General features: G+C 42.3%; 19 protein-coding genes and 1 pseudogene. 1 reads left to right on the top strand and 19 read right to left on the bottom strand.

Annotation, left to right across the window (positions count from 1 at the left end; translation table 11 throughout):
- Nucleotides 1-24: 24 nt before the first annotated feature.
- The 13 genes from G586_RS0109535 to G586_RS0109475 form a co-directional block, all read right to left on the bottom strand.
- A complete protein-coding gene (locus G586_RS0109535) occupies nucleotides 25-717 on the bottom strand; it encodes a thiamine diphosphokinase (protein WP_026527586.1) in 693 nt (230 codons plus the stop codon).
- A 5-nt stretch (nucleotides 718-722) separates the two neighbouring features.
- Nucleotides 723-1,655 carry an endo alpha-1,4 polygalactosaminidase gene (locus tag G586_RS22395; protein ID WP_051204685.1) on the bottom strand — a complete coding sequence of 311 codons (933 nt, stop codon included), beginning with the start codon at nucleotides 1,653-1,655 and terminating at the stop codon, nucleotides 723-725.
- Nucleotides 1,656-1,733: 78 nt separating this feature from the next.
- The gene (locus G586_RS0109525; protein WP_026527585.1) at nucleotides 1,734-2,606 is read right to left on the bottom strand and encodes a DNA-3-methyladenine glycosylase 2; all 873 of its coding nucleotides are present in this window, start codon (nucleotides 2,604-2,606) and stop codon (nucleotides 1,734-1,736) included.
- A 68-nt stretch (nucleotides 2,607-2,674) separates the two neighbouring features.
- Complete coding sequence (locus G586_RS0109520; protein ID WP_026527584.1) at nucleotides 2,675-3,772, bottom strand: substrate-binding domain-containing protein; 1,098 nt, start codon at nucleotides 3,770-3,772, stop codon at nucleotides 2,675-2,677.
- Nucleotides 3,773-3,858: 86 nt separating this feature from the next.
- Entirely contained in the window at nucleotides 3,859-5,253 is a 1,395-nt protein-coding gene (locus G586_RS0109515; protein ID WP_026527583.1) for a GGDEF domain-containing protein, read from the bottom strand.
- A gap of 254 nt (nucleotides 5,254-5,507) precedes the next feature.
- A complete protein-coding gene (gene mmsB, locus G586_RS0109510) occupies nucleotides 5,508-6,701 on the bottom strand; it encodes a multiple monosaccharide ABC transporter permease (RefSeq protein WP_035772921.1) in 1,194 nt (397 codons plus the stop codon).
- Nucleotides 6,691-8,247: a multiple monosaccharide ABC transporter ATP-binding protein gene (gene mmsA / locus G586_RS0109505; RefSeq protein ID WP_026527581.1), complete on the bottom strand. Its 1,557-nt coding sequence runs from the start codon at nucleotides 8,245-8,247 to the stop codon at nucleotides 6,691-6,693. The genes mmsB and mmsA overlap by 11 nt, the downstream gene beginning before the upstream one ends.
- Before the next feature lie 141 nt (nucleotides 8,248-8,388).
- Complete coding sequence (chvE, locus tag G586_RS0109500; protein WP_026527580.1) at nucleotides 8,389-9,582, bottom strand: multiple monosaccharide ABC transporter substrate-binding protein; 1,194 nt, start codon at nucleotides 9,580-9,582, stop codon at nucleotides 8,389-8,391.
- 240 nt (nucleotides 9,583-9,822) lie between these two features.
- Complete coding sequence (locus G586_RS0109495) at nucleotides 9,823-10,938, bottom strand: sugar ABC transporter substrate-binding protein (protein WP_026527579.1); 1,116 nt, start codon at nucleotides 10,936-10,938, stop codon at nucleotides 9,823-9,825.
- Nucleotides 10,939-10,957: 19 nt separating this feature from the next.
- Nucleotides 10,958-12,568 carry a helix-turn-helix domain-containing protein gene (locus G586_RS0109490; RefSeq protein ID WP_026527578.1) on the bottom strand — a complete coding sequence of 537 codons (1,611 nt, stop codon included), beginning with the start codon at nucleotides 12,566-12,568 and terminating at the stop codon, nucleotides 10,958-10,960.
- A 48-nt stretch (nucleotides 12,569-12,616) separates the two neighbouring features.
- Nucleotides 12,617-14,092, bottom strand: coding sequence for a sensor histidine kinase (locus tag G586_RS0109485; RefSeq protein WP_026527577.1), 1,476 nt, complete (start codon nucleotides 14,090-14,092; stop codon nucleotides 12,617-12,619).
- Entirely contained in the window at nucleotides 14,085-15,179 is a 1,095-nt protein-coding gene (locus G586_RS0109480) for a substrate-binding domain-containing protein (protein WP_026527576.1), read from the bottom strand. Before G586_RS0109480 ends, G586_RS0109485 begins: the two co-directional genes overlap by 8 nt.
- Nucleotides 15,180-15,211: 32 nt before the next feature.
- Nucleotides 15,212-15,709, bottom strand: coding sequence for a M13-type metalloendopeptidase (locus tag G586_RS0109475; protein WP_026527575.1), 498 nt, complete (start codon nucleotides 15,707-15,709; stop codon nucleotides 15,212-15,214).
- Here G586_RS0109475 and G586_RS25595 point away from each other — a divergent pair.
- Nucleotides 15,700-15,981, top strand: a pseudogene (locus G586_RS25595) (transposase); the annotation flags it as partial. The gene G586_RS0109475 and the pseudogene G586_RS25595 overlap by 10 nt on opposite strands.
- Nucleotides 15,982-16,128: 147 nt before the next feature.
- Here the strand turns inward: G586_RS25595 and G586_RS22390 are convergent.
- The 6 genes from G586_RS22390 to G586_RS0109440 all read right to left on the bottom strand — a co-directional run bounded on the left by G586_RS22390 (nucleotide 16,129) and on the right by G586_RS0109440 (nucleotide 21,455).
- Nucleotides 16,129-16,683 carry a hypothetical protein gene (locus G586_RS22390; protein ID WP_035772911.1) on the bottom strand — a complete coding sequence of 185 codons (555 nt, stop codon included), beginning with the start codon at nucleotides 16,681-16,683 and terminating at the stop codon, nucleotides 16,129-16,131.
- A gap of 18 nt (nucleotides 16,684-16,701) precedes the next feature.
- On the bottom strand, nucleotides 16,702-16,995 hold the full coding sequence (locus tag G586_RS0109460; RefSeq protein WP_026527573.1) for a hypothetical protein: 294 nt from the start codon (nucleotides 16,993-16,995) through the stop codon (nucleotides 16,702-16,704).
- Between the two features lie 141 nt (nucleotides 16,996-17,136).
- The gene (locus G586_RS22385) at nucleotides 17,137-17,433 is read right to left on the bottom strand and encodes a replication initiator protein A (RefSeq protein ID WP_051204684.1); all 297 of its coding nucleotides are present in this window, start codon (nucleotides 17,431-17,433) and stop codon (nucleotides 17,137-17,139) included.
- A gap of 285 nt (nucleotides 17,434-17,718) precedes the next feature.
- Nucleotides 17,719-19,221 carry a 23S rRNA (uracil(1939)-C(5))-methyltransferase RlmD gene (gene rlmD / locus G586_RS0109450; protein WP_081674309.1) on the bottom strand — a complete coding sequence of 501 codons (1,503 nt, stop codon included), beginning with the start codon at nucleotides 19,219-19,221 and terminating at the stop codon, nucleotides 17,719-17,721.
- A gap of 180 nt (nucleotides 19,222-19,401) precedes the next feature.
- The gene (locus G586_RS0109445; protein ID WP_026527571.1) at nucleotides 19,402-19,896 is read right to left on the bottom strand and encodes a tRNA (cytidine(34)-2'-O)-methyltransferase; all 495 of its coding nucleotides are present in this window, start codon (nucleotides 19,894-19,896) and stop codon (nucleotides 19,402-19,404) included.
- A 122-nt stretch (nucleotides 19,897-20,018) separates the two neighbouring features.
- Nucleotides 20,019-21,455, bottom strand: a complete 1,437-nt coding sequence (locus tag G586_RS0109440) for a sensor histidine kinase (protein ID WP_026527570.1) — start codon at nucleotides 21,453-21,455, stop codon at nucleotides 20,019-20,021.
- Nucleotide 21,456: the final 1 nt, after the last annotated feature.

The following is a 21,456-nucleotide window of genomic DNA, read 5'->3' as shown; positions in this document are numbered from 1 at the left end:
TCAGTTCTGTAAATAAGTAATCATTCACTCTGAAAACACTTCAATAACAAACAACCGTCCCTGCTTAACACTGACTTCAGCTATGCTGCCTGCGGGAACCTCATTGGATACACCAAGGGGAAAATCCGATTTAATATCAGCATTCTCAATATTATATTTCGCATTCCTTATAGTTACTCCATGGGCGTCGCCTCCTGCTGCCAGCACAGAGAAATATTTGCAGGCATCAGACACACTAAGGACACCCGGCTCCTCCTCCGAAAAACCGCCGTAGGTATCAGGGCTTCCTTCTTCAGAAGATTTTCCGACTTCCCCGGATACAACCCTTATCTCTGAATAGTCATCAACGATTACTCCGGAGAGCCCCATGGAATCAAGCATAAGTAAAATAGAAAGATTCCCAAGGGAATGGTCAAATCTTTTCCCTAAAGCTCCTACAAGCACAAAATCAGTAAAGCCACGTTTTACGGCTTCTTTCACAGCATAAACCGTGTCGGTGTCATCCTTCACTGTCGGTAATACAATTGTCTCAATATTAAGACCGGGATTCTCATGGGAATCGAAGTCCCCAACAATCAGAGAAGGCTCTGCGCCAAGCCCATCCATGTGAGAAAGTCCGCAGTCACAGTAGATGACGAAATCATCATCCCTTAGGTGCTCGCGGACAAATTCATAATTTCCTATATAAGATCCCCCAACAACAACACATCTTCCCATAACACTTAACTTTCCTCATCCTCGTCCGTGCCACTCTCCTCCGGCACTTCCACATTCCCATCAAGCCTTAGTGAATCCGTAACATAGCATTTATAGCCATTCTGTATGCAAAAATCGCTGATCTTTTCAACCAGTCTCATATCCCGAGTATACTCAAGCATATACACGATGAGTCCCTGTTTCTTTGCTCTTTTCAGATATTCGACAAAATACTCTCTATCCAGGGCTGGTTGTTCTCCGAATATGCCCTTATCATAATCCAAAATACTGCTAAAAACCGACTCCTGATTGATTCCTGTGATCAGACCCTGTTTTCCTTCATCCATGAGCTGTGTCACAAACATGTCTCCGCCGTTTACTATGATTGGCAGATTGTAGGAATCCCGGAGCCTTGTAATAATCTTGACGAGTCCCTTATAAATCCAGGAATGCTGATATAGATAATACACATCGCAATTATCTATGAAAAATCCATCAACTCCCTTGGCAACACAGTCCCTGGCAACAGTATCACATATAAAATCCTGCCACGGCTCTTCTGATACGTCTATCCAGTATTCTCCCGGCCAGTTTTCATAAGCATTTAATGTCAGCGCGGAATATGTATCATAATAATCCCTGAACTCCTCTAAGGATCCGACATTAAGATACGTGTAAATCCTTCTGCCATTACTCTTAAGCGCCCCGATATCCTGCGCAGTTACATACTGAGCATCAATAATCGCAAGTCCGATGTCGGTATCCTTATCGAGCTTTTTATGAAGCTGCGCTGCATTTGCACCAATATAAACGCCATAGCCCCTTGGGCCGTCAGGCGATTCAATATCAACGACATGACCCGCATGAGCCATGGAGGGAAATAGCAAAATACTTGTAAATAAACTTATCAAAAATACAGCTATTTCTCTTCTCAATTGTTGCTTGACTGTATCCCACATAGTAACGCTCCTAACTGCCAGAACTACTAATATTAGACCAACACCGGGCAAAGTAATCACTATTGCCACAGCAAGAATTCATCGATTCTTCATGTAGTAGAAAATATATTGCTGGATAATCCCCGCATTTCCCCCATATTCAGGGAAAGGATTGACTCCGCCAAACTCGTCATCAATGGCGCGCGCGATCCAGACATCCACAGGTGCTCTTCCCATTCTTGCATATGCAAAAAGACACACACAATTGGAAACCTTCATTCCCACGCCATGGACTTCCATAAGCTTCTCAAAGAGCGCTTCATCATCAAGTGCTTCTATTCCGTCAAGATCGAGCTCACCACCAAGGACTTTTCTAATTGCATCCAGAACATATGGCGCCCGATATCCAAGCCCGCACTCCTTAAGATCATCAAGCGTTGCACTTGCCATCTGCTCCGCAGTAGGAAAAGCGTACAACTCTTCATCCAAATCTTTCGTAAAACCATCCGCATAAAGGCGCGTTCCAAACTTTCTTGATACGGCCTCAACAGCACTGGAAATTGCAGGAATACTCTTTCTCTGAGAAATAATGAAGGATATAAGCATCTCCCACTTATCCTGCTTCAGGATTCTCAGTCCACGGCCACATTCTATTGCCCTATCTGTAAAATCATGCTTTCCGCACTCTCTTCTGCAGATATCAGCATAGTTTCTCCCCATATCAAAATACGGTTCCCAGACCTTCTTCCATATATCCTCAGAGCATGAGATTTCAAAGCGTTTTGACGTCTCATCTGCTGAAGCTGAGCCATCGCCTTCTGCACTCTCTTTGGCTCTTCTTATATAAACAACATTTTCACCGGTTATAAATCTAAATACATTCGGTTCGCACTCCTTAACCCTGAAGCACTGCCCGCTTATCTGAATCTTCTTTAAATCAAAATCATCTTCAATGATTATGCTTGTCCCCATTTATAGCTCTCCTCAAAATTCTTATTTAAAAAGGGCTGGAACACCAGCCCTTCAACTCCGCATTCTTATTATTTTACGGCATCGAGGATTTCCTGAGCGTTGTCCACAGTAATCTTTACATAATCACATCCGATATAGTGGTCATTGCTCTGACCCTTCACATAATTGATTGCCGCATCAGCAGCACTATGGGCCTGAGAAAAATGATCATTGAAAACAGTTCCTGTCATCTTGCCATCTATGACATCTTCAAGAGCCTCAATAAGTGCATCCACACCCACAAGGTAAATATCAGTTCCAACTGTTCTACCTGCTGACTCAATGGACTCAAGTGCTCCGAGAGCCATTGCATCATTATTGCAGAATACAACTTCCGTCTCAGGGTGAGCTGCAAGTGCATCGGCAACAATTGTCTTAGCCTGCTCCTTTTCCCAGTTTCCTACATCGCTTGCAACACACTTAGTTTCCATTCCGGCATCCTCAATAGCCTTTATTGAAAAATCCGTGCGATATTGCGCATCTATGTTTTCAGGATCACCCTGAACCATGATATATTCAACTTTTCCATTTTTATTAAGGTCAACGGCACCCATTCCGAGATCTGAAATGATCTCTCCCTGATATGTTCCGGACTGACGTGCATCACAGCCAACATAGCACACATTCCAGTCATTATCTGTCCATCTCTGCTCCTCAGCATTGTCGGGCTCGCGGTTTATATAAACGAGCGGTATATTGGCTTCCATGGCAAGATCAGTGATTTCCGATGCAGATGAAGCATTAACCGGATTGATGATCAGGACATCAACTCCACTATCAATAAAATCCTTTATCTGACTTGTCTGTATATCCTGGCTGCCCTTACCGTCAGCTATTGAAATATTATCTGCAGAAAAGCCCTGCGCAACCAGATAGTTCTTAAGTTCATTCCTGAAAAGGGTCATAAAGTCATCTTCAAACTGATAAATGCAAACTCCTACCTTTTTATCCAGAAGACTTAGCACATTGGTACTTGCATCTTTATTCCCTGTTTTAGAAACAGTTTCCGATGCGGAACTATCGGATCCTGTATTATCAGCTGTATTCGCTTGTGATCCCGAACAGCCCGAAAGCATGGTCACAACCATTGCTGTTACCACCAAAAGGCTAATCAGCTTTTTTTTCATAATATTGTATCCTCCTGCAATAAAAAATTAAGTAATCCAATACATTCTATCAGAAATTCCGATAATAAGTTTCCATTTTTTCTAGCTTAGCATCTCTTTTCGGGATATTTTTCATAGAAAGTTTCGTTCTCACTCTGCATCATCTTATTGGCAACACGAAGAGCAGCCCTGAGATTGCCTTCCTTCTTGTCATACTCATATCCTATGGCAAAATAGACACCATCAGGGTCACTTCCCAATTCTCTGAGCTTCTCAATCTTCTCGTTAAACTCATCCTCATCGATGTTTTGGCATACAATGGAGAATTCCTCGCCGCTGGACCTGAAAACCTCAGACTCGTCAAATACATCCCTCAGAATCTTTCCGGCTTTTTCAAGACACTGATTACCTGCATCATGTCCATTTTTATCATTTAAAAATTTAAGTCCGTTCATCATGCAGAAAGCAACACCAAATGGTGTTTTTTTCCACTTAAGAAGCTCTGCAAACTCATCAACCACTCTGTTCATTGTGGCTCTGTTTCTAACTCCTGTCAGCATATCGACACTGGTCAGCCACTCAAGGCGCTTCAAAAACTGGCTGTTTGCTATCTCAGAAGATAGGAAAACAGACAGAATTACAAGTGTATCCTTTATCATGCTGGCATTATCCACATCGAAATTAGTAAGCAGAATATACCCTGTTATATCTCTTCTCTGTGAAAGCGGAACCAGACAAAGGCTCTGCACACTATCCATCTTTAATTTGTCAGCCCAATCAGGAATGACCTCTTCTATTCTCTCTAACTCTGCCTTGCTTCTCATTATGAAGCAATCGCTTTCACCTACAAGATCTTCCCACTTTTCCGCAATAGCATAAGGAATCTTCATGAAGGTATTTTCAACTAAAAACAGCCCTTCTTCTGTAGACTGACTTAGAATTTCTGCCTTTTTCTTCTCTCTATTGAGCGAAAGCACACATGTAGTTGCGGCCCCTGTGAACACTCTGATATCAGCCATAACCTGATCTAAGTTTGTCTTGAAATCATTGTCAGCACGGAGCTCTAAACAGCTTTTAATAACAAAACCAGCTACCTTCGGAGAGATAGTAGAAAATTTTCCGGCATCCATATCTTTTGTCAATTCATAGATGTACTGGCAATATCCGATATTTCCACCTTCTTCGGACTTAAGCGGCAGGATCAGATTATCAACCCAGGATCCCAGCATTTTTCTGGAATCAACGTAGGTGTGGAATTTCTCTCCCCCAAAGGCCGCTCTATAGCACATATTCTCAAATTCAGGCTCCTTCGGTAAGTATTTGGTATACACTTCACCCTCTACATTTTCGCCCGTCATACTGAATTTATCATTAGCAGCAAAAATCCTTAATTCACCGATAGTTCCGTCTTCCTTTTTCTCTATGGAAATGACAGCACACGGATTTTCAACTGACTCAGCTATGATCTTGAATTTCTCGTAGGTGCTATTGGCCGGATTCATCAGGATACCTCCTATTCTCGTAGTTACGAATATTTTACCACATTAATATATTGTAAATCGTTAAATTTATATAAAAGAAGAGGCGTAGGGAACGCTTTACGATCCACTATGCCTCTTAGATGATTACCCTCATCTGTCAGCTTCGCTGACACCTTGTCTTCGCTCCGCTTCGGTCGGCGCAGAGCAATCGTCCCCCGGACGATTTGCGCCCCAGGGGGAAGGCTTTATATTCATTTCACTAATTTCGAAAAAGATCAGTTCTTTACGATCATCTTACCGCCGCGCTTTGAAACTACGTCGAAGATAACGGCTGCAAGAAGAACGACACCCTTAACCACCTTCTGCATGTTGGCATCAACACCCATAAGTGACATACCAAGGTTGATAACACCCATAAGAACCGCACCGACAATAACTCCGGGAACTGTACCGATTCCACCGTAAGCTGATGCTCCACCGATGAAGCAGGAACCGATAGCATCCATCTCATAGTTCTGACCATATGTAGGCTGAGCTGATGTAAGTCTTGCGATTGTGATCATTCCTGCAAGTGCTGCAAGGAATCCCATGTTTGTATAAGCAAGGAAGTAAACCTTGTTTGTATTGATACCGGAGAGCTTTGTAGCCTTCTCGTTACCACCTACTGCATAGAAATAACGTCCAACTGTTGTATTGTTTGTGATGTAACCATAAACAAGTACTACGATAAGAACCCAGATAAGAACTGTAGGAATACCCTTGTGCTGTGCAAGCTTGTAAGCGAAGATAACGATTACAGCTGAGATAGCAACAAGCTTAACAATAAATGTTCCGAAATTCTCTACCTCATAGTTCTTCTTAGCTCTCTGAGTACGAGATGAAATCTGAAGAACGATGAAAACTGCTGTAGCTACAAGTCCACCAAAGAGACATGTAAGGTTGAGTGTTCCGTTTCCGAAGATATCGTGGATATAGCAGTCAGCTCCGCCACCGAAGAGGTTTACGAAAGTTGTCTTATCCTTGATGGAAACTGTAAGTCCGTTAAGTACTACGTTTGAAAGTCCTCTGAAAACAAGCATTCCTGCAAGTGTTACGATGAAAGGAGGAATTCTTACAAATGCGATCCAGAAGCCCTGGAAAGCACCGATTGCTGTACCAAGAAGGATCATGCAAACAATTGCTAAAGGTGTAGGAACCTTAAGGTTAACCATAAGTGTTGCACCAACAGCACCTACGAAGCAGACAACTGATCCAACTGAAAGATCGATGTTACCACCGGTCAAGATACAAAGCAACATACCTGTTGCAAGCACGAACACGTAAGCGTTCTGAGAAATCAAGTTAGAAACGTTCATGGGCAGGAGAATTGCTCCGCCTGTTCTCCAAGAGAAGAATGCAAGTACTACGAGGAGAACGATAATCATAGTATTTTTCTTTAAAAAGCCAAGAACCTGGTCCTTATTCATTATTAACCTCCTTATTTCCGGATGACTGTAAGATATAAGTCATAATCTTTTCCTGAGTAGCATCTTTTCCATCGAGCTCTCCTACCATTCTACCTTCGTTCATGACATAGATTCTGTCACACATACCAAGGATTTCAGGAAGCTCTGAAGAAATCATTATTACTGATTTGCCCTCAGCTACCAGCTGGTTGATGATGCAGTAGATTTCGTATTTAGCACCTACATCGATACCTCTTGTAGGCTCATCAAGTATAAGAATATCAGGATCTGCGAACATCCACTTTGCAAGAAGTACCTTCTGCTGGTTACCACCGGAGAGGTTTCCTACGTTCTGTTCTACTGAAGGAGCCTTAGTCTTAAGCTTCTCCTTGTAGTCTACTGCTACTGCGTATTCTTTATCTTTATCAATAACTGTTCTGGTACTTACCGCATCAAGATTTGCAAGTGTTGTATTGATCTTGATGGGATTTGAAAGGATAAGTCCGTTACCCTTTCTGTCCTCAGTAACATATGCAAGCTTGTGTTTGATTGCATCCTGTACTGTATTTAAGTGGACTTCCTGTCCCTTTATGAAAAGCTGTCCGGAGATGTTTTCTCCATAGCTCTTTCCAAACACACTCATGGCGAGCTCGGTACGACCTGCACCCATAAGTCCTGAGATGCCGAGTACTTCACCCTTTTTAACGTGAATATTAACGTCTTTAACGACTTTTCTGTCACTATATAAAGGATGGTAAACATTCCAATTCTTAACTTCCATCATTATCTCATCGCCGACATGATGTTCTCTCTTCGGGAATCGGTCTGAAAGCTCACGACCAACCATGCCCTTAATGATTCTGTCTTCTGAGAAGTCATCAACACCCTTTGTCAGAGTCTCGATTGTAGAACCGTCACGAATAACAGTGATCTTATCTGCAACGTATGAAACCTCATTAAGTTTGTGAGAAATGATGATTGATGTAAGTCCCTGCTCCTTTTTAAGCTTGAGCATAAGATCAAGCAGAGCCTTGGAGTCTGTCTCGTTAAGTGATGATGTAGGCTCATCGAGAATAAGAAGTCTTGCGTTCTTTGAAAGAGCTTTCGCAATCTCAACAAGCTGCTGTTTACCAACACCAATATCCTTAATCTGTGTCTGTTCACTGTCTTTAAGTCCGACAATGTCAAGATATTTGCGTGCAAGATCGCTGGTCTCATGCCAGTTAATCTTAAACTTGGTTCCTCTCTCGTTTCCAAGGAACATATTCTCGGCAATTGTCATATAAGGAATAAGTGCAAGTTCCTGATGGATAATAACTATTCCTTTTCCTTCACTGTCCTTAATGTCACCAAACTGGCAAACATTTCCGTCATATATAATATCGCCCTCGTAGGTACCATACGGATAGATGCCACTAAGAACATTCATAAGTGTAGATTTTCCTGCTCCATTTTCACCTACCAGTGCGTGAATTTCGCCTTCTTCAACCTGGAGATTAACATTGTCCAGGGCTTTCACACCGGGGAAGGTTTTGGTGATATTTTTCATTTCAAGTAATATCTTCGCCAAGTTAACCCCTCCTTTTCCAAATTATATTTTCCATTGATTTAAAACACCCTAATTCCATTTAAAAAGTTGTTGTAGCTATGTGATTACTTAAAATTTGGACGGGTCTTAGAAGACCCGCCCAAGAAGATAATTCAATTTGAATTACTGAAGATCTGCCTCTGTGTAGTAACCAGAGTCGATAAGAAGCTCTTTATAGTTGTTAACGTCTGCAAATACGGGCTCGCAAAGGTATGAAGGAATAACGCCTGTGCCGTTGTCATATGTAGTTGTATCGTTTACAGGAGCGTCTGTGCCCTTCATGATAGCGTCAACCATCTCAACTGTCTTAGCTGCGAGGTCACGAGTATCCTTGAAGATAGACATTGACTGCTTACCAGCGATCATGTTCTTAACGTTTGCAACGTCACAGTCCTGACCAGTGATGATCGGCCAATCGCCTGTGTAGTTAGCCTCGAGTGAGTTTGTAGCACCGAGAGCTGTTGAATCGTTAGAGCAAAGAACTGCGTCAAGCTTTGTGCCATCTGCATAGTTAGCAGAGATGATAGCATCCATTCTGGACTGTGCTGTCTCTGTTGCCCAGTTAGCTGTAGCAACTTCGTCGAACTCAACCTGACCGGACTTAACTACAAGCTTGCCCTCGTCGATGAAAGGTCTAAGAACGTCCATAGCACCGCCGTAGAAGAATCTAGCGTTGTTGTCACCGGGATCTCCTGTGAAGATCTCAATGTTGAAAGGACCATCAGCGTTCTCAAGATCAAGCTGATCTCTGATGTACTCACCCTGCTTTGTACCAACCATGTAGTTATCGAATGTTGCATAATAGGTAACAGCGTCTGAGTTCATGATAAGACGGTCATATGCGATAACAGGAATGTTTGCTTCCTTAGCCTGTGCAAGAACTGTTCCAAGTGAATCACCATCGATAGATGCGATAACCAGAACCTGTGCACCAGAGCTGATCATGTTCTCGATCTGAGAAACCTGAGTTGCGATATCGTTTGATGCATACTGAAGATCTACTTCATAGCCAGCGTCCTTGAGCTGTGCTTCCATGTTTGAACCATCCTGGTTCCATCTCTGAAGGTCCTTAGTAGGCATTGCAACACCAACCTTACCGCCGCCTGCAGATGTTGTATCAGCAGCCTCTGTTGCCTCTTCTGTTGATTCAGCCTCTGTAGCTGTCTCTGTAGTTGTTTCTGTTGCTGTCTCTGTTTCTGTAGCTGTCTCTGTCTGAGTGTCAGATGATGCCGGAGCTGTGCTTCCGCCGCCGCATCCTACAAGAAGTGATGCAGCCATTGCTACTGAAAGAAAAGTACTAACAAGTTTTCTCTTCATTTGTGTTTCCCTCCCTATTGAGAAATAATCATGCGGGATTTGTGTCCCGTCGTTTACGAGTTATACTTTAACACAGAAATATTAGGAATAATTTACGATGTTCTTCAAATTTTTGAAAATTAATTTCGCATAAAAATACCCGAATAGCATTTTTTTGCTATTCGGGTTAATGTTTTTAAAAATATGCTATTATCAACGATTAATCGTCAACTTTACAATGCATCAAAACTCGCATAAAACCTAGTCTTCTTCGGTTTTATCGTGAACGTTTAAGTACACATCCTCCTTGAGATGGAATCCACTTTTTATGATAACTTCGTCCATATTTTCTGCTGTAACACTCACCGGTTCTATCTTAAGACAGGGAATTTCATAGGTTCCGTCCGAAATTGTGCTAGTCCTTCCACCTGCAGCAGTGATTTCCTCACCCTTTGCCATCTTTACAGCAATCTCAGCGGCAGCCTGTGCCAGCTTCTCAATGGGCTTGTACACTGTCATTAGCTGCGTACCTTCAACTATTCTCTGGCATGCCTCAAGATCCGCATCCTGACCTACCACAAGCTTTTTACCTGCGAGCCTCTTCTCAGAAAGTGCCGTAACCACTCGGCTTGCAATATCATCGTTACCGCACATTATTGCATCACAGTCAATTACACTGGACATGTTCTTGTCCATGTAGTCACTTGCAAGCTCTGCTTTCCAGCCATCTGCATAGAAGGTATCAATGATCTCATTCCCATGCTCCTTCATCACATCCTTGAAACCTTTGCCGACCATGGGTACATTGTTATCACTGTGGGGACCGCATACCATTATGACTTTTCCGTTTTCAAGGCCGTTGTCCACAAGAGCCTGTCCCATCATTTCTCCGACCTTTTCATTATCGAAGGAAATATAGAAGTCAACATTGGAATCACTTATCAGTCTGTCGTATGCTATAACCTTTATTCCCGCATCCTTGGCCTTCTGAATATTGGCCTTCAAAGCCATAGAATCTATGCTGACGATAACGATTACGTCCATTCCCTTTTTAATAAAATACTCAATCTGCTTTTTCTGTTCCGAGATATCTCCGTTGGCATTCTGGATATTAACCTCAGCTCCGAGCTCCTTGGCCATGGAAACAAATACGTCACGGTCTCTCTGCCATCTCTCAATTACAAAGGAATCAAAGGTCATTCCTATCTGAATTTTTTTGTCCTCTTTTTTCTTCTGAGTACTGCCGCCGCTCTCCTCTCCGGTACAACCGCAGATTGAGCACGCAAGCATAATAAGGACCACAAAAACACAAAGAATCCTTTTTATAAATGTGGAAAAATGTGCTATTTTCCCGGCTTTGGTATATTTAGTCTTCATTCTCAGTCTTCCCCGGTTTTTATGTCTTCGCCGGAGTCTTACCATCCTTATATTCTGTAGGGGTCACACCCACGTTCTTCTTAAAGTTTCTGCTGAAATAGTTGGGATCAGTGTATCCGCACATAGCGCAGATTTCCTTCATGGACAGATCTGAATTATCCAGAAGCTCCTTAGCCCTCTCCATTCTGACATTGGTCAGGTATTCGATAAAGTTACAGCCGCTCTCTTCCTTAAATATTTTGCTGAAATAATAGGGAGAGATATTCACTATTCTTGAAACATCATCAAGTGAAATGTCCTTGGCGTAATTATCCTCAATATAGCGCTTGGCTGTTTTTATAGCGTCTGTTGATTTTTCCTCCCGCTTAACAAATACATTTCTGCAGGCGGTGGAAATCTTATCAACAAACCATTCCCTTAGCTGATCCGTTGTTTCAAGCGCCATTATCTCGGGAAGATAGTGATTTCTGCCCTGATAATGATAGGTCTGTCCACCGTTTAAATACATAAGGTGCTCTGCATAGAGTGAAAACTCCAGGACCTTAAGTCTCATGGCCATCACATCGCCATCGGCAACGGATGCACTCATCCAATCGGCATATTTATTGGCAATTACTACAGCTTCATCGATATCGCCCTTGGAAACTGCCTCAAAAAGCGGTTTCTCAAGATCGATAGGATAACCCTCATCATAATCACAGCTTATGGGAAGATCGTCTGCATGAGCAACCGTTCCCGTTGTCGCAATTAGGGCATTAAGAGCCTCGTGATATGAATCGCCAAGCTCTCTTAAGGGCTTCACTTTTCCTATTCCCACGCGAAACTTTATGTCCGTTTTTTTCCTTAAATATCTGGCAAGATCCCTTGCCTTATCAACAGCCTCGGTTCTCTCTGCGTATTCGAACTTGTTTCCTGAGTGCGGCACAAGCACTGCGATCTTGTTGGCCATTACGTTTCCTATTTTGCAGTCAAAGAACTCTTTTACGCAATCACGGATCTCCTTGTATTTACCCGAGAGCTTTACAGAGCTTCCTACAGCATTTGTCATGTGGTTTCCCTCCTGGGAATCACCGCAGACAATCGCCAACATATAACCATAATTCTCACTGATTCCAAGAATTGTTTTATAACTGTCGATATCCTCATCAAAATGCTCCTGGAGCAGAATATCATATATCAGTCCGTTCTCGATTATAGGCTCGACCGTCTCAAGCTTTTCCTTGATGAGAAGGTCATTACTTCTCTTCTCACGCTCATGATCAATCTGGGACATAGCCTTTCTTAGGACCTCGATGACCTTCATCCTGTCCACAGGCTTATTGATATAGTCCATAACTCCAAGCTTGATAGCTTCCTTGGCATAATCAAACTTATCATAGGCAGTCATTATGATAAAAATTGTATTCGCCGAAAACTTCTTGATCTCTTTCATGGCTTCGATACCATTTATGCCGGGCATGTGAATATCCATCACGGCAATATCGGGCCTGAAGCGCTCAGCAAGCTCTATTACACTTCTTCCGGTTTTGGCAAATTCAATATCACACTTGCTGCCAAATTCTTTTTCAATAATGAATTTCATTGAATCAATGACGATACCCTCATCGTCAGCTAACATGATTCTGTACATAGTACCCCTTTATACCTTCTCTCATTGCAGCATCCTGCCGCAACCTTCTTATACATTTTCAAAAGGCAGCCTTATGGTAATCTCGCAGCCTTTGTCTTCTCCTTCGCTCTTCATCGTGATAACCTTCTCATCATCTGTGTAGATGCGAAGTCTGGAAATAATGTTGTCCATACCGATACCATTGTTATCGTTCTGGTTTTCTTTCCTTTGCCAGTTGCCGCTCAGAATCTGATCAATAGATTCCTGGTCAATTCCTTTTCCGTTATCGGATATGCTGATGCAGGCATAATTGTCCTCGCGGTAGACCCTCAGAGTTATTACGCCCTTATCTCCCATCTCTCTGATACCGTGGTTAACTGCATTCTCGACTATAGGCTGCAGTATCATGTTAGGCATCATTATACCGAGAAGTCTCTCATCTATCTGCTTATGATAGTGAATATCTCCCGAAAATCTTACATTCAGTATCTGAATATAGTTATCAACCAGTGTTACCTCTTCCTTTACGGTAACCTCAGTGCCGTGGTTTTTAACATTATATCTGAAAAAGTCGGCAACCGTCTGAACATATTCATAGGTCTTATCAGCTCCCTCCATCATGGCGAGCTGAGCACCTGCATTTAGCGTATTAAAAAGGAAGTGCGGATTGATCTGTGCCTGAAGATATTTAAGCTGCGCATCCTTAAGGTGAGCCTCCATGGTGAGCTCTTTTTCCTGCATCTTGCGCTCGTTCTCCATACTCTCTCGAAGTCTCTCAATATACTCCTTAATGCTGATGACCATCTGACTGAATGCCGCAGTAACTATACCGATCTCATCATGATAAGGCGTCTTTGGAAGCGTGGTATCAAAGTTACCGGCTGCGACTTCATCTGCTGAATCGGCCAGGTTCTTCAAAGGTCTTATCATCATTCCTACAATAAGCGTAATGCTTATGATATTGCCTATCATAACAAGCGAAAGCACCAGTACACTCATCCTCTCAAATGTACGGAATGCACCTGTTAGTTCAGTGTAGTTTTCAGAGTTACTGATAAACTGCTCGTTGTTAAGACTCTCTATGTAGGCATTGATATACTCGTAAAGTTCAGTTGCCCTCTCATAGTAAGCTCTGTACTTTTCAACATTTCTACCGCGCTTAGCCTCTACTGTCTGCGAAACCTCATCAAGATAATTCTCAGACATATTCTTGATGTTGCGTCTCATTCTACTAAATGAGAGATCTGTCACTTTTCCGCCAAGCTCCTCTGAGAGCGTCTGGAATGTCTGAGCACTTCTATAATAATTCTCCAGAGAATCTGTGGTCTTGGAGCTGAGATATCCGGTCATGCTGTCCTGAACATCGTTAAGCGACTCTGATAGCTCATTGAGCTGCCTATTATCCTGATATACCATCTCCATCTCAACGGACATGCTGTTGATTCCGAATATCAGGAAAATGTTTACTATAAAAATCAGGATATTTGCAAGCATATATATGCTGACGATCTTTTTCTGAAGAGGGAGGTTTAAGAATCTACTCATAGCTCTCCTCCTCTTTTTTTATGAAATCGTCCACATTGTCATTATTAATAAGTGTTACATCAGCAGTGAAATACTGGCTGGTATTACCGAAATGATAGTAATCCGACAGTGCTTCAATGCAATATCTTCCCATCTGCTCAGTATCTATGGAAATAGTTGCATAGACGATATTTTTGGAAATCGCTGTCACGATTTCATCAGAATTATAGTATCCGAGAATATTAACTTCTCCTACTTTATTAAAATCGACAACTGCCTGATAAGCACAGACTGTGTTGAGCTCGTTAAGGCACACGATAACATCTGGAATATTGTTATCCATGAAAATATCTCTGATGGACTCCTCGACAGAAAACGCATTTTTGTTATCCACCGGAACAAGTGATATGGAAAACTCCGAATCTGTCGCATTCTCCTGCTCAAGTGTCTCCTGCAGAGCTGAGATAATAATGTTCTGGCCTGAATCCTTCGTATCGGTATTTACAAGAACCGCAACATCTGTGGTTGTGTGTCTGATTGCAGCCTGGGAATTTCCAAAATCGTCCGTTCTTTTATCCTTAATAATATTGAAAATCTGCCTGCCGTACTCTCTACCGATGTTATAGCTTCCGACACCCACAAAACTCAGTCTCTCTGAGTGTGTGCTGTCGTTATACAGCGTAACTACAGGGATTTTCTTCTCATTTGCCTCATTGATGAGTGATGTCATCTCTTCGTTTTCATTTGCAAAAACGATTATTCCGTCTACTCTTGAAGCAATTGCTATTTTCATAAGCTGTTCGCAGCTATATTGTCCGGATATATTCTGTCCCAGAAGGTCTACATATATATTCTGCTTCTTCGCCGCTTCGAAAGCACCCTTGTAAACAGCCTGCCAGAAGTCGGTCTTATAGTTATCCGTTATCATAACGTAGTACTTGTCGTACTCCGTTGCATCCGAAGATTTCCTATAGTCTTCAAGATAAAAACGAAAAACAAGTGCTCCCACCACAAGCGTTGTTATGGTAAAGAGCACAGTAAGCAATAGCAAAATTCGCTGATTATTAAGTTTATCCGATGATCTCTCAGTTTTTTCCTGTGTCCCCATATTGCAAATTTTAGCAGATTAAGGGACTTCACTCAATATTGGGCAACAAAATACTTTTTCATAAAAAATGCTAGAAATCCAGCTCCTTTTTCCTGAATAGCAGAAATGATACAACTACCGATAACCTGTTGCTGACCCGGAATAGGCCTTGCAAGGGAAAAATAGTTCCCTACCTGACTTACCCTTTCATCAAGCCTTGACCTGTCTTCACTAGACATCCAGTCGGTTTGATTTCCGTCATCATCATATTTTCTTCCATAAAGATCATAACGTGATCCCTGGCTGTCAAATCCATGGGATATCTCATGTCCCACAGTAGTTCCCACGTACCCCAGGAACTCTTCATTGGTAATATCGTCCCCAAATATGACATCGCCGACAGCCATCCATCCGGCCAGGATATAAAAGCTATTGTGATCAGGCTGGTAGAAACAGTTAACTGTAGAAGTAGAGAATCCCTGATCATATATATCCCAGAACTCCCGGTCTATATCAGGATCAGCGGCCTGTTGCGCTCTATGTTCATACATTTGGCAGGCCGCTTGAGTGGAATCCTCATATACACTGCCTCATCTCCGAAGGTGGAGTAGGCGATACAGGTTTCTGGCGCAAGGTCGATTTCTTCAGTTTCAAATACATGCGCCATGCTTTCCAAGCAGCTCTTCTAAGCCTTATGGAAAACCGCATCACTGATCCTCAAAAGAAAGCTCAGTTCAAAAGAGAAAAAGCTCTCTCCTATAAAAACCAGAAAGATGGCTTCTACATCTACGCAAAGCCAACACTTGCTGATAAGAATACTGTAGCCATCGACCTGCATTGCAGTTGATACTCTGGTATAGATGTAACAATTAGTTTTCTTGTTCTTTACCGATACATGCATCCTTTCCAAAAAAATTTCGTTGACAATCCCCATTAGCACCTTTATCATAAGACTTAAGAAATGGGTTTTTTACTGAGTAAGGTCTTCGGACTGGAAAAGGTCACTCGTTTCTTTTTTTATGTTCATAATGTCATAAAGATACTTTTTTCCATCCTTTGCGTGTCGCAATATCATCGCTACATGAAATACGTTATATCTTTCTACTTCTCCATTACTTGCAAACACAGGAAGTGCAAAACGTGATTCATATTTGTACCAGCCATACATTGCATCTTTCTTATGTTTTGCTTTTGAGTTTTCCGTAAACACCATATTTGTAGCTGTATTAATCAGCTCCGGCAGCCCCTGTGCTGCATTAGCCTTTGCCTTCTCATTGGTTCCCTTCAGAATATTTGTATATTCAGAATGTGAATATTCATCCGGAAGATCTGTGCCTATGTATACGACCTCATTTGTTTCTGCTATGGTGTAGAACTCGCCAACATATTGTCTGAGATATTCTTCAACATCCACCCATTTTATTCCCCGCTTTCCACGAAAAGCGATATCATTAATCATTACAACATTATGCCCCAGTGCATCCTTGATCACTGAGACATTTCTTGAATTACTTCCTTTTTCCATACTGCATTTTCCAGAGCACTACTCCGCTCCGGACTCCCTTCTATTTTTTAATTTGCATAGCTCATCATAATAAGCTTTGTAGCGATAAGCAGTTCTCCTACTTATCCTGCCTTCGGCAACAATCTCCATTATTGTCATGCCGCCTTCAAACTTGATCACAAAATCGTTGTATGATTCCCTCCAGATAGCATCATGTTTCTGTCTGCCAGCGAACTTACGCCCTCTGTAGCTTTCAAGTTCAGCCTTCAGCTTTACATTTTCATCTTCCAGTTCAGCTATTCTCTTAAGAGCTTCTTCCAAAGTGGTTATCATAAACGCCTCCTATGCCAAAAGTTTTATGACACAATTATAAACTCATGTGCACAGAGTGTCAATTTTCCATTGGCACTCCATGCACTATTTTTTAATCATGCAGCCTTTTTAATATTGCCGGAATACACTCGATGACAGTAATCAGTCATAGCTTAAACCGGCTTTTTCTTCCAGCTCTTTTAGCATCTTCGTTGCTTTCTGATTAGCGCAATGCATATCCGTCATAATCCGATCCAATTTGTAATAAATGAACACTTTGCCATCTTCATCAAGCCATCCATTCTTCGCTGAAAGAGATGCTCTGTCCAGCATTAAGGAGTAGAGAATTTTTGATTCCATCGTTATTCCCGCAAATTTCTCATCCGTGATCAAAATCTTGGGTATTTGATAAAAAGCAAATTGATCTGCTCCTCTTCCATAAAAATAATTAAAATCCACTGGCGTTCCTCCTTTCTTAGATTTGGAATAAAACAAAAAAAGACGCCTAACCTACAGGAAATGCTGTAAGTTAAGCGTCTTCCGACGATTCTTATTTTGTTTATTTCAGACATATTTAGGTAGTGCACTACTGTCACGACGTAGGCTCTATTTTTGCACCTACTGTAACGAGTTCGACAGCTACAACTACCCGAATATACTTTTTCATGTGCTTTCCACGCTCAGAATAATCAGTCTTATCAAACGTGAAATGCTCGAAAAAGTGCGTAAATTCAAGGATTTCTATTAGTTCACTCTTGTGAGCAACACTACAGTCTCTACATGAACAGTGTTGGGGAACATATCGCAAGGGCGTACCCTTTTAAGCTCGTACCCACCATCTACAAGTATTCTTAAATCTCTTGATAAAGTAGCAGAATCACAGCTAACATACACGATTCTGTCAGGTGCCATTTTTAACATCGTATCAAGACAGTCTTTATCGCACCCCTTTCGTGGTGGATCAACTACAATAACTTCCGGATGAAGAGCTTTTTCTCTGTCATCCGTATCAATCACCTTTTTCTCATAAAAAGCAGGCAAGACTTCCTCGGCTTTTCCTACATAAAATGTCGCATTTTTTATATTGTTATTCACAGCATTCTCTTTTGCATTATCAATAGCCTGGGGAATAACCTCAACGCCGTAGACGTGTCCTGCTTTCCTGGCCATTGACAAGCTGATGGTCCCGATTCCGCAGTAGAGATCCCAGACGGTCTCTTTTCCCGTGAGTCCTGCGTAGGATATGGCTGTATTGTAAAGCTTCTCCGTCTGAATGGGATTCACCTGATAAAAAGATAGAGGCGAAATAGAAAATTCAATTCCGCAAAGAGTATCTCTTATCGAATCCTCACCCCAAATAGTATGGAGCTCTCTTCCAAGAATTACGTTTGTCTTTTCGTTGTTAATGTTAACCGATATGCTCTTTATTCCATCTATCGAAGCGAGTCTGCTTATCAGATTCTGCTGATTTTTGATGTATTCCCCGTTTGTATCTAATCCCTCTTTCCGGTTATTTTTCTTATTCTTCTTATTATCTCCGGCTGAATTAATGACTATGCACACCATTATCTCGCCGCTTGTGAAGCCTTTGCGAATCAGCACATGACGAAAAATTCCTCTGCCTGTCTCTTCATTGTAAGCAGGGATGTTGTTTTTCTTCATGTGATCAAGGACAATTTCCAGTATTTCCTGATTCTCCTCTACGCCAAGAAGGCAGTCCTTTACAGGAATTATCGAATGAGTTCTTCCCGCATAAAAGCCTGCTATAGGCATACCATTTTTATCTGTGCCTATAGGAAACTGTGCCTTATTGCGGTATCTGAAGTAGGCGGGAATCTCTCCCTTCTCATCCTCCATTCCAATAACAGGCTCCATAATCCCGTCTATAAACTCAGCATCGAATCCACCTAGTCTTATGAGGTTATTTCTGACCTTGTCCTTCTTAAATTCCAATTGTTTCTCATAGGAAAGGTTCTGTATCTGACAGCCACCGCAGGCTCTTGATACAGGACAGGGCGGATCCACTCTGAAAGGCGAGGGCTCTATGATCTCATCAAGATGAGCGTAAGCATAATTTTTCTTACTCTTCATGATAGAGACCTTCACCAGATCTCCGATTACCGCATCCTTTACAAAAAGGGTATAGCCATCAATCTTGCCAATACCCTCTCCGTCGTTTCCAAAATCTTCAATTTTTATTAAAAATTCTTGCCCCTTCTGGTAGGGTGAGTTGTCTTTTTTTGCCACGTTGTCTCCTTTATGCCCCTCATCCGTCAGCTTCGCTGACACCGTCTTCGCTCCGCTTCGGTCCGCGCATAGCAATCGTCCCCCGGACGATTTGCGCCCCCCAAGGGGAAGGCATATAAATCTCTCTATCCTTCCACAGGGGAAGTATGTCAATCTCTCAATTCTTCCTGTGGAATGGCTTTAGTTATTCCACTTTAGCCTATGGAGCTCCCCTTCCTCTTCCATTCCAGGGAACCCGTTCTGTCTAAGCGCCTCATATAAAACGATTGCCACTGAATTAGATAAATTCAGGGATCTGATATCATGTCCCATGGGAATTCTGATGCAGTCCTCTTCATTGTCCACAAGGATTTCTTCAGGAATTCCGGCACTCTCCTTGCCAAACATGATATAGTCATCCATTCCAAAGCTCACTTCTGTGTAAGAACGCTTAGCCTTGGTTGTAGCAAGCCATACCTTTGCTCCGGGATGCTTCTCCTTAAATTCCTCATAATTCATGTATCTTGTGTAATCAAGTTTATCCCAATAGTCCATGCCCGCACGCTTTAAATCTTTTCCGTGAAGGGCAAAGCCCAGTGGTTCTATTAAATGCAGCGAGCTTCCCGTCGCAACACAGGTTCTTCCTATATTACCTGTGTTCTGGGGAATCTCCGGCTGGTGTAGTACTATATGCATATGATCTCCTTATTAGCCCCTCATCCAGCACTTAGTGCCACCTTGTCTTCGCTCCGCTTCGGTCGGCGCAGAGCAATCGTCCCCCGGACGATTTGCGCCCCAAGGGGAAGGCTTTATTGTTATTAAACTTCCTCATCACTATCCATGGAGGCTGCCTTCGGGATGGAGAAGATAAACTCCGTTCCGACGCCAACTGTTGAGATACAATTTATATTCTCTCCATGAGCCTTGATGATTTCTTTTACAATTGAAAGGCCAAGTCCTGTGCCCTTTTTATCCTTACCTCTGGAGGCATCGGACTTATAGAATCTCTCAAAGACCATCTTCTGGTCTTCCTTGGGAATTCCGATTCCGCTATCCTTCACGGAGACAAAAACCTTGCTCTTTTTCTCTGTAGTCTCAATCTTGATGATTGAATTGTGATGACTGAACTTGATGGCATTATCCAGAAGATTATACAAAACCTGCTGAATTTTACTCATGTCCGCATTCACGATCATCTTATCATCCGTCAGAACAAGCTCGATAGCAATTTTCTTATCAAGACAGATCATTTCAAAAGAAGCTGCCGTGTTACGGATAACCTGATTGATGTCAAAATCTGCTTTTTCAAGAAGCATTCCACGGGCGTTCAGATTGTTCAGCGTCAGAAGGCCGTTGGTTAGCTTTGTCAGTCTCTCAGTCTCATTGAGAACGATGCCAAGATATTTTTCATGCATCTCCTGTGGAATAGTACCATCCAGCATTGCCTCGATATATCCGCGAATTGAGGTAAGAGGTGACCTGAAATCATGTGACACATTTGCCACAAATTTTTTCTGATCCTCCTCCTGTCTCGCAATCTCGCCTGCCATATACGACAGAGACGCTGCGAGGTAACCCATCTCATCCTCAGAATCCACCGAGAATTCGTAGTTCATATTTCCTGCTGCATACTCCTCGGTTGCCTGGGTAATCTTTCGAAGCGGTATGTACACGAGCTCTGTGAAAAAGATAAGGATTATCAATGAGAGCAAAAACATGACAATCAACATCAGATATGAAATATTAAGGAATTCATCTGATGTTCTGCGAATCTGGCTCATGGGTGTGTGGATTATAACATAGGCCTGAACCTTATAATTCGCTGTGATGGGCGCAAAAACGCTGAGCACGCTCTCATCAAAATTACCCCAAAAGTCACCAATTGTATAATAAGTTCCTCCCGTTGCGGTCGGATCAAATCCGTTGACCTTAATCTCCTCACTCTGCTCAATGACATTGGATGAGTCCAGAACCAGTCGTCCGGAAGGATTGACAATCCATATCCTTGCTCCATCCATGTATTTGGAAAGAGCAGACAACTGCTGCTGAACTGTAACAAGTGATGTCTCAGAGTTGTACAGATCCGCTGCGTAGGTATTTGCAATCTGAGTCGCCTCAGCATAGAGGCTCTCTGCCTTTTTACGGCGGCAGTGCTCCATAGTCATATTTGACACGAAAGTCGCTACCATAATGAAACCGAAAATGGCAAAGAGCAGATATGCAATTAGAAATTTAAGATATAGTGTACGCTTCATC

This window comes from Butyrivibrio sp. VCD2006 (genome assembly GCF_000423925.1).
Classification (GTDB): Bacteria; Bacillota; Clostridia; order Lachnospirales; family Lachnospiraceae; genus Butyrivibrio.
This window is presented reverse-complemented; position numbering and strand designations above follow the sequence as displayed.